This is a genomic window from Barnesiella sp. WM24 (assembly GCF_004570975.1).
Classification (GTDB): domain Bacteria; phylum Bacteroidota; class Bacteroidia; order Bacteroidales; family Muribaculaceae; genus Muribaculum.
This window is the reverse complement of the sequence record NZ_SPPC01000001.1, coordinates 103,627-114,922: the sequence shown is the minus strand read 5'-3', so window position 1 is coordinate 114,922 and position 11,296 is coordinate 103,627. Positions and strand designations below refer to the sequence as shown.

Sequence of the window (11,296 nt, the reverse complement as noted above, 5' to 3'; positions counted from 1 at the left end):
TGCCTTCTTGATGATTAATAACCAGTTGTTTAATATGAATTGGCCCCGACAAGAGGAAAATTTCTTGTCGGGGCGAGGGGGGGTAGAGATTAGTAGAGGTGAACGCAGGTTATGTCGGCGGTTTTGACGTCATATGGTGTGTCATAGTGCTCTTTCGAGAAGGCAATGGCGAGGTGTTGGATGCGGTGTTTGATGCCGAGTCGCTTAAGGAAGATAATGAAGTTGCCAAGGTGTTCGATGAGGTAGTCATCTCCTTTGTCGGTTTTGACGTAACCCAATAGGATTACGTTGTCGGGGAGATTGTACGTGCCGTTAGCACGGGTCAGAATGACGACTGCTGTTGAGAATGTCGGGTCGTCAGAGGTGAGGCTGATACCGTTACTGTACTCCTGATAGGTCATCGCAGAGGGTTCTGTTCCGAAGTTGTCGGCGAGATATTTCTCTACTTCGGCGAGTGCAGCTTTCAGACGTTGGTCTGAAACTGATGGCTGCTGTGTTGTGGGTTCGGTCTGTTTTTCTTCGTGGAGTGCCTTGTGGCAGAAGAAGGTTTTCACACGAGAGAGGAGTTGGTTGAGGTTGTTGGATGCTTTCATTTTCTGTTGGATTTGGGGTTTGTTTGTGAATTGAGTTCGTTGATTTTTTCTTCGAGACGGTGTTTCTGTTCGAGTGCGCGGGCGGTCTCATGGACTCGCTCTTCGTAGGCTCGCACTTCCGATTCGATGATTTTCACTTTGTCGGGGTCGCGAAACCAACTTTCGATACTGTCCAGACCGGCCGAGTTGACACCGTTGTGCATCATGATGTAATGATACTTGATGTCGGAGATACGGGCCTTTTCGATGCGCGACTCCTGCCAGATAGTGGCAGCTCCGAAGAAGATGAAGGTGAATACCGAAATGAACATTGCGAGGTAGACTTGCCATGATTCCTTGGCGATACGGATTGTCTTTTCAATCTTCTGTACCGGTGGATTGACGGTGAAGTTGTCAAGCTTATTGGTGATTTCGGTCTTAAGGTCGTCAACTGAAGAAGTCAGATTGCTGCCGATTTCGCTGACCGTCTGCGTCTGGGTTTCGATGGATGTCTGCATCTTATCGACTTTCTCGATGACGGCTGACGTTATGGTGGTACCCATATTATTCAGGTCGTCGGCGGTGGCGCAGTTGAGTTGCGACTCCTTGATCTCGGTACAAGTACCGTTGATTGTGCTGAGGTCATCAGCGATGTTTTGGAGAATATTCTCCGAGAATTTTTCAGGATTTTCTTTCATGTTTTTCAGTTTTGAAATTACACACTTCTGCCTCTTTTTCTCTTTTGGCGGCGTTTCATCTCATTGATGAAAGCCTCCTCTTCCGGGTCATAGGCAGGTCCGACTTGGAAGAGACCACCGAGTGCATTGCCGAGTCCTTCGACAATATCGGCTCCGGCTTCGATGATTTTTGCAGCGGTACTCGATTCCTGTTTAGGCTGCTGCCGCATCGGTTTGGGCGAGGGCGATGCCGGCTGGGACTGGCGGGTTTTGTTCCGGTCAAGTGTCTTGCAGATGACATCGTAGGAGCATCTGCCGTTGCGGTCAACCTGTGATGCTTTGAATTTTTGCCCGTCCTTAAAGTAGGAAAGACCATCGACTTCGGTAGAGCCACGTCGGAATTTTTTCCTTACGGTGATACCTTTTTGTGCGAGTTCGCGCTGAAAAGTAGTCCAGTCCTTTGCCAATCTTTTGGCGGCTTGAACGGCGAGATAAATCTCCTGTCGGATTTTCGGCCGTCCTTTCAAACTTTGGGTTTTTACATTGTCTTTGTTCTCGCCGTAGGTCAGACCATACTTCCTTTTCATCTCGTCGCAGATCTCGTTGTTGCGATAATATTCGAAATTGTCGCTTACACATTTGCCGTCATTATCCACCCGATTATAGACGATGTGGCAGTGCGGATGTTCCTTGTCAAGATGCCGGACAATGATAAACTGGGTGTTTTTTATCCCCATTTTATCCATATATTCCAGCGCGAGTTTCACCATAAAATCATCGTCCATGCGTTCTGCATCTTTCGGAGAATAGGACAAAGAGATGTGTCCGCACCAGTGCTGAACCCTGCGGTTGAGATGTCGCTGACATTCAAAACCGTCGATAATATCTTTCGGCGTGTCGGTCAGCAGACCCTCGGAATAGAGCAGACGCGCCTCTTTGTTTTTCTCTTTCAGCGCGAGAGCATACTCCACGCAGCCGGAAAAACAGCTTCCTTTAGTTATGCCTCCAATCATAAGACAGTCTTGTATAAAGCGTTTTTATCTCCTTGCTCATACCTTTAAGAGACCACTCCACGAGTTTGAAACCCGCTTCGTTGGCTTTCTTTGCAAGCTGATTCAGATTATTTGCCATGCTCCCGATCTGACGCAGAATCGCCATATCATCGGGTGTGGCTACTGCTGTAACCTTGGCGTTGAGCAGAGCGTGGCGCCAGAAGTCAGACATCTTTCTGCCGGATTTTCGACAGTTTTCCTGCACGGTCTTATACTGTTCTTCATTGAGCCTGACACTGACAACGTATGACTTGCCAGACTTCTCGGTTGCTCCCGAAGGAGCTCTCTTTCTTCTTGTGAATGTCATTGTCTTGGGATTTTGAGATTCGACATTGTGACCATCGGGAACGGACTCCAGCCGCCCGGTAACGGAGGATGCAAGGTCGGAAATGTTTACATTGCCACTACCTTGCTATCCTCCTATTCCTTACAGAATATCCGGATACCGGCGTTGCCGATGGCTTCGCCATTTTCACTGCCTTGGGGCAGTGGTCAGAACGATTTACTGATTAAGGTGAACCAGCCTTCATAGTTGGCAGCGTTATTGTCGAGATGCTCATTGATGATGTGCTCGACAAAGTTGCTGACGCTGTAGCCGGGGCCGCCGAAGAATCGGGCAGTGCGTTCGACACGGTCAAACGTGTCGTTGCTGATTGCTACCTGATGCTTGTTGTCCTTGCCGAGTTTAATCGGGGCAAAGAAAGCGGTGCGGTAATCTTCGAGTTCGCTCTTGCGCTGCTTGGCAGTGGGGCGGTTTGACTTGGGCTGAGCGGCTTCGCTCTGTTCAGCGATGGGCTGAACTTCGGGGGTGGTAGGATTTTCCATAGTTTCAGAGAAAATTGAATTGTTAGACATACCAGTCATTTCGGATGACAGAGGATTGGAGATTTTTGATTGTGCCATTTCATTCAGATTTTAGTGAGCTTTCGTTCGATTTGTATTCTTCGATGCCTACGAGTTCCAGATGTAGCGCGTCAACGAGTTGTCGCAATGCCGGATTACGTTGCATCATTTGTTCAAGTATGCCGTGTGGAGTTTGCTCGGCGATTAAGAAGTCGGCAATGTCGAGACCTTGTTCACGCTGCTCATCTGTAGCCATCTGTTCAAGCGATTCAAACAGAGTTGCCTTTATTCCCGAATCATCGAATAGCGTCAGTTTCTTGCGCCAATCGTCAGTAGCGTTAAGGTCGGGCACCAGCATCACCTCTCTGCCTCGGAGTGCTTGGATGGCCTCGCGGTTGAGACAACTGCACTTGCCGCCTGTGGCGAACCACAGATATTGCGGAAGGTAATGAGTTGCGAGTATTGCCGTCTTCTCACTCTCCACAATGGCAACCGGCTTGTCGCGGATATATGGGAGCAGATGCTCACCGAAGAAACATTGGGTTAACTTAAAGTCGGGCAATCTCAACACCGAGTGTATCCAGTTGATGTGGGGGTACGGTTCCTGCACACGATGTCCGGTCAATCGGTCATACAGCATAATCTTACCACCACGGACATTGCCGTCAGCCGAGATTTGCCAGAACACCGTGGCACCTTGCCAATGCTTTGATGTGCCTACGCGATACATCTCCATCAATCGCCGTGCTTCATTACTTCCAATTATCGCCGCCACGAAAGCGAAGAGATTGTTGTGGTCGTAGCCACGCATGGTGGCCGCCACCATTGAATCATCAATCCTGCTCATCGGCAGTAACTTTGTTAGCGGAGTAACACGACAGCTTCTTATACCACCCTTGGCGTACGCGACGGAACAGGGTGTTGAGATTGCGAGTGAGGAACATATTGAAAGTATGGTCTTTCATCCCGAACCGCTCAGCTATACGGATGCCGTCGGCGGTCGAAAATTCCTCAGTGAGATGCTCATAGACTGTGCGGTGCAGTTCATTCAGTTTCTCCTCGCTGATACAGGTGAGTACGCTGAGTGCGTTACCTCGGAAGTATTCAGCCAATTCTATCGCTCCCGCCACGTCATCATCTTCGATGTCCGAGGGGCGCGGTTCTTCCTCGCTGACAGCCCAGCGAACCATCCGGAGTATCAGGCAGAACCGAAGCACATAGATTTCGAGCTTGCAAAAGAAACTGACCACATTGTCGCTCATCTCATTGTCGCATAGCGCGGCGTTCTCATGTTGCCACTCATAGAGTCTGCGTTTGGCATCCGCAGTGAACCGCATGACAGTGGGTATTGGCTCCTTCTCCTCGTTGACCACATACTCCACTGAAAGAAGACGGTTGAGTATGCGCTCCCATTCACGGTCGAGATCGTCGCGCACTTCATCTTCGTTCCATCTCGGTTTGCCGTTGCTCTTGGTCATCGCAAAGAGTATGCGGTCAATGAAACCGTTGGCTGCTCTCTCACCGTTGGCAAGTTCGGTGAGCAGTCGTTTCTGGATTGTTCCGACCACCGAAATGAACGGACGCTTGATGAAGATGGAGTTCTGACAATTCTTGCGGTCAGACATTGTAGTGCTGCCGTTGAAAGCCGAAAGCCAGAATTGTTCTTCCGAGCCGGTGTTGTAGCGGGTGAAGTTCTTGAACCATGCCGACAACTCATCAACCCAAAGGCATAAGCCACGGGGATTATGGGAGTGAATGGCACTCAGACCCTCCTGCGTCACGTCCGACACGAGGTATCGCAGACGCTTAGGCTCTTTCGGGAATTCATCCAGTCCGGCACTGATGCGTTCCTTACGACTCATAGCCACAGCCTGCTGATACTCGCAATGTTTTTTCTGAAACTCCTGATTGTTTTTCCAGTCGGCATTGACAAGCGGTCGCATCACGAATGTAAGCGGGTGCGAGTTCTTGCTTCGCAAGCGGCAAGCCGATAAGCAATCTCCGGGACGTCCGACAATCGCTATATACACGATTGCCGATTCCTGCCAGTTGCGTTTCACTTCGATTCGGTGGGTATTGCCGATTGCCACGGATATGGCGGTAATCATAGCCGATGCCGTGTAGTCAATCGGAAATCCGCAGGTGGTGTTGAGTTCGAGGATAATCCGTTGCATCTTGGCGGGGAACACCTGCACCGGGAAATCACTGTCGGATGTCTTGGCGTGATTCATCAACGCGCTGATCACAGAGTCCGGAGTAATATTCTTTTCCATAGGCTCAGAAATTATAGCCCCCGCGGGGACGGCGTTTCATACCGGCTGTGATAGCCGCTGCGGTTTCGGCAAGGGAAGGAGCGGCGGAGTGTTTACGGCCGCCCTCAATCCATGCGTATATTTCATCCTCATAAAAATAGAGGAGCTTGCCGCGCTTGTAGCTCGGAATGGGGTCATTCGGAGCCTTGACCGCGCGGTAGAGGGTAGAAAGTGACTTGCCTATTATCTGGCAAGCCTCTTTCGCATACACGAGTCTGCGTGAGGGCTTGGTCTGTTTTGAGTGGCTGGCGATGCCTGCCTTTTCAAGCAGGTCAAGCACTCGGTCAAGTTTCTCGGAGAGACCGCTTACCACATGTGGCAGCTGGTCGAAAGTTGGTGTTGATGTTTCCATACTTACTTTGGGTTTGGGGTTTCGTTTGAAATTCTAACGCAAAGTAAAAGAGTGAGTTGGGGGTTATCAACTTAACCAGTCTCACTACCTCAAAATAACCGTATAACAAGTGTTAACCCACTGAAAAACAGAATCAAAAAGATGGAATTATTTGTATGGTGAAAATGTGGGAAAAGGAGTGGTTCTCCGGTTATTTTTGGCTAATCACATAATGAGGAAGAAAGCCATACTTGATGATATAGATAAGGTGCCAAAAATGTCGGTACAACGTACTTCCTATTAAATTTTAGAAGAAAGCTATGCAGATTTCATAACTGTGTTCCCATTGAAATTGACACGAATTGACACGAAGTTAATCTCGCAATGTAGATTGTTTTCAAATAATAGTTTATGTTCCAAAGAAAAATCTTAATTTTGTAAACTAAAACAACCACAAAAAAATAGGCAATGAAAAAAGTATTACTGCTATTTATGCTGATTTTTTCAGTAACGTGCTCTTTTGCACAAACTGAGGAGGAAGTCTCAAAAAAGATTTCTTCTTATGAGCAGTTCACATCTAAAACTGGAACTTTAATTCGTTATACCGAATTTGACCTTCCAGATATCGTTAAGGGAAGTTGGAAATCGTATGCTATGACTGCCAATCTCCGAAAGGTTACTATTGGCGATAATGTCCGTTGGTATCTTCATATTGAAAAAGAGAGATATCAGCGGTCGAACATAAGCGTGTATATTCCTCAAAGTGATCTAGAGGAATTATTACGAGCTGTCGATCAATTGGAAGTTATCTATGGTGAACTTTCAAATATAGGGGAGGCAACATATGTAGAAGAAAAATTTGAAACCAATGATGATTTAAGAATTGGTTTCTATATTGATAGAAAAGTCAAGAAAAATGGAGAAGAAGAGATTACTAAGAAATGGTTCTTGAACTTAGACTATCGTTTGTATGGTGGTACAAAATTTTTCGATTCATCAGCTGAATTGAAAAATTGTTTCTCTACCGCTCTTGAAGCTATAAGTAATTATTCTAGATAAATATATCTTTTCGCAAACCTTACACAGGCCATAAACTCGCTGATAATTTCGGCAAATTATGGTTTTTGGGCGGATGCGGAGAAATAGAACTAATGATAAAAGCGAATAACTCCGGCAGTTGCCATTGTTATTCGCTTTTGCGTTGAGATTGAGCTTGTTTATGCTCTGTTGAGTATGTCGAGGTTGATGTTGCCGTAACGCTGGAAGTGCTTGAAAAGTTTATCCATCTGGTCGTTGGTATGGATGGGAATTCGTTCCTTGTTGGTTTTCCTTTCCCGAAGCTTCTGCTCGATAGTACGGATGTGGGTGTTCTCGAAGGGCTTTTCAAATACTTTCTTCACGAATCGGGCGATAACACCGCCTTGCAGACGAAGGAACTTGCCAACATTATATCCGAGATGTTTCAGATCCTCCTTAGTCAGATGGTTGCTCCTGAGATTGACGGGCGTGAATGGTGGCATTGCGTTGACCGTCCATATCTTTGCATTGTGGTGTAGTTTTTGCAACTCGTCCGCTTCGAGATAGGGTTGCATCATGAAGGTGATATAGGCGCAGATAAATTCTATCTGGGCGAGACTGAATTTCATATCTTCCTCTGCGAGTTCGGCATGTGCTGCGTTACACTGTTCATGTTGCAGTAGCAGTTGCTTCTGAATTTCAGAATGTTGCTTGTCTGATTTCAGAGCTTGAAGAGCGGCTTCAATCTGGTCGGAATAATAGACATCGCCATTCGCGTCGATGTACGCCTCTTCTTCCCATTCCTCTATACGGATTTTGCCATCGTCCTGCTTGATACAGTTCTCCTTTGCGGTCTTAGTAAAGCAACCGATTGAGTCATCGCTCTTTGGATATGCCCGGACACGATAGATGCCTAATTCGAGTTCTTTCTTGATATGCCTGGGCTGAAGACTAACCCATTCCTTGTATAGAGTGTCTGACTCCAACACTTCTTCAAGTCCATGACCGCCGATATAATCCTCAAAATAAGGATATTCGCCACGAGCTTCATTTCGTTCTTGAAGGCTGCTATACTCAGTGATATTGTCTTCAAGGTTATCGAAAACGACATCATCAATATCTATAGCACCGACTTTTATGCGAGTACCATCTTCGAGTGTCAGATATTCAGCATCCTCCTCGATTTCTTCATTGGAATCCGTTGGGAAAGTGACCTCAGGACAATTCTCAGCCACACCCCCCTGCACAGGAGCCGAATATTCCATCATAGCAGGCTCTGGTTCTTCTACAGAGGGTATTGCAATCTGTTCGCCAGTGGTAGTCTCGGCAATAGCCATGACTTCACGGCGGCGAAAAAGAGATTGAAGGCGGTTGAACATGTCTTCGATTACCGATTGAAAACCGCAATAAAGACCGATTGAGAGGAAAAAGAAAACGGCAAAGAGTACATTGCCGGTAAATTGGTCAGTGCCGAAACGGTGAATGGCAGCGTGGCGACCAAGTAAAGCCATGATGCCACATCCAGCAACAACGGCACTCCAGATAAAAATTTTGTCCCGGGTAGGGGAAGCATAGCTCCTCGTGCGCTGGGGCGTATTTCTCATATAAAACAGTGAATTAAATTTTACGTCTTTATAGACAATTTAACTCACTGTTTTGTTCACTCAGGTCAGGCTGCAATTTAATTGTTTTGAGCACGGAGATATTCTTCTATTTCAATTTTTGCCTGAGCGATATTAGGATTGGAGAGTATCGGAATCAATATATCAACCTCTTCAATGGGACGGTTCCACCATTGTAGACGCTCCAGCAAGTCTATCATTTCATCGTCAAATCTGCGGCGTATGACTTTTGCCGGATTGCCGACGGCTATCGAAAAAGGCGGAATGTCTGAGGCAACCGTGGCATTTGTGCCAATTATAGCTCCGTTGCCAATATGTACGCCGGGCATGATTGTCACATTCTGCCCGATCCATACATCATTGCCGATGACAGTGTCACCTTTGATGGGCAATTCATCCATTACAGGTGCAATCGCACCACCCCAATCTCCTCCCATTATGTAGAAAGGATAGGTGGTGGCGCAATCCATCCGATGGTTGGCACCGTTCATGACAAAGGTAACCCCCTTGGCAATTGCGCAGAAGTTCCCGATTATCAACCTGTCACCTATGAATTCATAGAAATGCGTGACGTGCTCCTCAAATCTGTCAGCTCCGTCGATATCATCGTAATATGTATAATCGCCGATAATGATTCTTGGATTCTTCACCACATTCTTTATGTAGCAAAGGCTCGGAATCGCAGGGTTAGGAAATGCCTTGTCTTTGTCAGGATATATTTTCATGGTTATTGAAGTCTTTATGAATTAAGAATAATTAGATTGTCAGCTGATTGACACCGAGAGCGTCTAAAATCTATGATCGAACAGTTGAGCTGTCATTTTCATAACTCAATAGTTTTATCGATCATACTATTCAGACTGTTTTACAATGATTAATATCATCCGATTTTACAGGATTGTCAGAGATACACGTCTTCCGAGACCCTCGAAGATTCGGAAGAGGGTATTGAGCTGAACATCGGCTTTGCCGTTTTCAAGACGGGAGATATAGGTTTTCTTTGTGCCGATACGCTCTGCAAGCTGTTCCTGCGTCAGTCCCGCTTTAAGACGTTCTGCTTTAAGCGTCTCAGCCAGACAAAAGGCGGCTGCATCGGCATCAAATTGTTCTCGCTCCGGGGATCCGGGGCTACCGTATTCTGCATCAAGAAGCTCGTCGAATGTACGCGCGTTCATGATGGCTTCTTTCTTTGCTTTATCCATTATCTTTATCGTTAAAGCATTCTTTCATTAATTTTTTAGCTCGTTCGATTTGCTGCTTGGGAGTCTTCTGCGTTTTCTTCTGAAAACCATTGAAAAGAATTACAAGAGAACCTTCGTCAAAGCAACAGAAGATGCGGAATATGTTATTCCCGACTTCAACACGGATTTCATATAACCCGTCGGCATCTTCCATATTCTTCAGAATGGTCTTTGGAACTCTATACACAGTCTTGACTACGTTGATGCAGTAGTTTATTTTGCGTCTTACCGCGTCATTCTGTGCCACGTAGAACACCTTGAAGTAGTCTTTGTATAGTTTTATGGTTCTATTCGCCATATCTTATTATGTAACCGCAAAGTTAACTAAAAAGTTTACTTTGGCAAAATTATTTATGAGTTTATTTCAGAGAGATTGAGTTGGCGGCATCACAGATTATGATGATTCTAAACAAATCGGTGTTTTTGGGGTGATTTATTTGGTGTTTTTGGGGCGATTTGTTTGGTGTTTTTGGGGCGATTCGCTTTTATTATTTGGGATATTTCACTTGGAAGTTATTTCAGAGAGATTGAATTGGCGGCATCGCGCTTCTTTTTGTTCACGACTTCGGCGTAGATCTGAGTGGTGGCAACGTTTTTATGCGTAAGCATTTTGCTGACAGTATAGATGTCGGTGCCGTTGGTAATCAGGAGCGTAGCGTATGTGTGGCGAAGACCGTGAAAGGTGATTTTCTTTTTGATGCCGGCATCTTTGAGCCATTTCTTGAACGGCTCCCGGGTGTGTGCTCGGCTCAGTCCTTTGAATACCATGCCCCGACCTTGTTCACCGCAGTAAGATAAGGCTTCATCGCTCAATGGCAATGTCGCCTGAGTCTTGGTCTTTTGGGTGCGGATGCGCATACAGTAGCCGCCATCTGGCGACAGTTCGATGTTCTCCCAACGGAGCTGGAGAATATCGCTGATGCGAAGTCCTGTCATACAGGCGAAGAGTGATGCACGTTTTAGTACATCGACTTTGCATGGCGTGGCAGCCAGTTTCTTAACCTCCTCGATTTCGAGATAGTTGATTTTCGGTTCTTCCCAGTCGATGCGATCCAGATAGTCATTGATATTTTCCCGAAGCCAGCCTTCCTTGTAAGCCAGTTTTAACAATGCTCGGAAGGTGGACCAGTATCCGGCTGCTGAGTTGCGCGAGATAATATTGCCGGTCTGCTTTACCCGAATTTTAAGAATGTATGTGCGGAAGTCGTTGCACAGGCCGATGGTCACGTCTTTCATCAAACATCTGCCATTGCAGAAGTCCTTGAAATGTTTATAAACGATTTCCCATTTCTGATATTTCTCCTTTGTCTTGCCCTCGAAGTATTCAAGGAAGTCCGCCTGCTTCTTGGTACGGTCGAGGAATCCAAACTCCTCATTGATGATTGCCAGTTCACGGGTGGCACGGATGCCACGAGCTTTGAGCATGATTTCCTCGTTGTAGTCAAGCTCGAACTTGTCTTTAGGATTACCGATGAGATACAGACCGAGAAACTCTCGGCGCGACATCTTTTTGATGTGCGGATTCCAGATGGGTGGGTAGTAGTCGAGATAGAGCGACAGTTTGCCGCTGCGCAGTTTTTCTTTTCGCAGGGTCACTTTGGTGATGGTTGCAGATTCCATATTTCTTTG

Annotated in this window: 14 protein-coding genes; 1 reads left to right on the top strand and 13 read right to left on the bottom strand. The window is 46.5% G+C overall.

Translation table 11 applies throughout. The annotated features are described in order from the left end of the window. Positions 1-89: 89 nt before the first annotated feature. The 8 genes from E4T81_RS00510 to E4T81_RS00475 all read right to left on the bottom strand — a co-directional run bounded on the left by E4T81_RS00510 (position 90) and on the right by E4T81_RS00475 (position 5,808). Entirely contained in the window at positions 90-593 is a 504-nt protein-coding gene (locus tag E4T81_RS00510; RefSeq protein WP_135040485.1) for a hypothetical protein, read from the bottom strand. Beyond that, positions 590-1,270 carry a hypothetical protein gene (locus E4T81_RS00505; protein ID WP_135040484.1) on the bottom strand — a complete coding sequence of 227 codons (681 nt, stop codon included), beginning with the start codon at positions 1,268-1,270 and terminating at the stop codon, positions 590-592. Before E4T81_RS00505 ends, E4T81_RS00510 begins: the two co-directional genes overlap by 4 nt. 17 nt (positions 1,271-1,287) lie before the next feature. Next, positions 1,288-2,262 (bottom strand): relaxase/mobilization nuclease domain-containing protein, encoded by a 975-nt coding sequence (locus E4T81_RS00500; RefSeq protein ID WP_135040482.1) that lies wholly within the window; start codon positions 2,260-2,262, stop codon positions 1,288-1,290. Further along, a complete protein-coding gene (mobC, locus tag E4T81_RS00495) occupies positions 2,243-2,608 on the bottom strand; it encodes a plasmid mobilization relaxosome protein MobC (RefSeq protein WP_135040480.1) in 366 nt (121 codons plus the stop codon). Before mobC ends, E4T81_RS00500 begins: the two co-directional genes overlap by 20 nt. Positions 2,609-2,793: 185 nt before the next feature. After that, a complete protein-coding gene (locus E4T81_RS00490) occupies positions 2,794-3,204 on the bottom strand; it encodes a DUF3408 domain-containing protein (RefSeq protein ID WP_135040478.1) in 411 nt (136 codons plus the stop codon). Position 3,205: 1 nt separating this feature from the next. Continuing rightward, positions 3,206-3,991, bottom strand: a complete 786-nt coding sequence (locus E4T81_RS00485) for a DUF6371 domain-containing protein (protein WP_135040476.1) — start codon at positions 3,989-3,991, stop codon at positions 3,206-3,208. Further along, on the bottom strand, positions 3,978-5,417 hold the full coding sequence (locus E4T81_RS00480; RefSeq protein WP_135040474.1) for a DUF3987 domain-containing protein: 1,440 nt from the start codon (positions 5,415-5,417) through the stop codon (positions 3,978-3,980). Before E4T81_RS00480 ends, E4T81_RS00485 begins: the two co-directional genes overlap by 14 nt. 4 nt (positions 5,418-5,421) lie before the next feature. Next, a complete protein-coding gene (locus E4T81_RS00475; protein WP_135040472.1) occupies positions 5,422-5,808 on the bottom strand; it encodes an AlpA family transcriptional regulator in 387 nt (128 codons plus the stop codon). Between the two features lie 447 nt (positions 5,809-6,255). On the opposite strand from E4T81_RS00475, the gene E4T81_RS00470 reads away from it, so the two are divergent. Further along, positions 6,256-6,846 carry a hypothetical protein gene (locus E4T81_RS00470; protein WP_135040470.1) on the top strand — a complete coding sequence of 197 codons (591 nt, stop codon included), beginning with the start codon at positions 6,256-6,258 and terminating at the stop codon, positions 6,844-6,846. A gap of 158 nt (positions 6,847-7,004) precedes the next feature. On the opposite strand, the gene E4T81_RS00465 is transcribed toward E4T81_RS00470, so the two are convergent. From E4T81_RS00465 to E4T81_RS00445, 5 genes are all read right to left on the bottom strand, one after another. Further along, complete coding sequence (locus E4T81_RS00465) at positions 7,005-8,315, bottom strand: hypothetical protein (protein ID WP_135040468.1); 1,311 nt, start codon at positions 8,313-8,315, stop codon at positions 7,005-7,007. A 170-nt stretch (positions 8,316-8,485) separates the two neighbouring features. Further along, positions 8,486-9,151: a CatB-related O-acetyltransferase gene (locus E4T81_RS00460; RefSeq protein ID WP_135040466.1), complete on the bottom strand. Its 666-nt coding sequence runs from the start codon at positions 9,149-9,151 to the stop codon at positions 8,486-8,488. 165 nt (positions 9,152-9,316) lie between these two features. After that, positions 9,317-9,628 (bottom strand): helix-turn-helix domain-containing protein, encoded by a 312-nt coding sequence (locus E4T81_RS00455; RefSeq protein WP_135040464.1) that lies wholly within the window; start codon positions 9,626-9,628, stop codon positions 9,317-9,319. Continuing rightward, positions 9,621-9,965, bottom strand: a complete 345-nt coding sequence (locus tag E4T81_RS00450; protein WP_135040462.1) for a type II toxin-antitoxin system RelE/ParE family toxin — start codon at positions 9,963-9,965, stop codon at positions 9,621-9,623. The genes E4T81_RS00455 and E4T81_RS00450 overlap by 8 nt, the downstream gene beginning before the upstream one ends. 215 nt (positions 9,966-10,180) lie before the next feature. Beyond that, positions 10,181-11,287: a site-specific integrase gene (locus E4T81_RS00445; RefSeq protein ID WP_135040460.1), complete on the bottom strand. Its 1,107-nt coding sequence runs from the start codon at positions 11,285-11,287 to the stop codon at positions 10,181-10,183. Between the last annotated feature and the right edge of the window lie 9 nt (positions 11,288-11,296).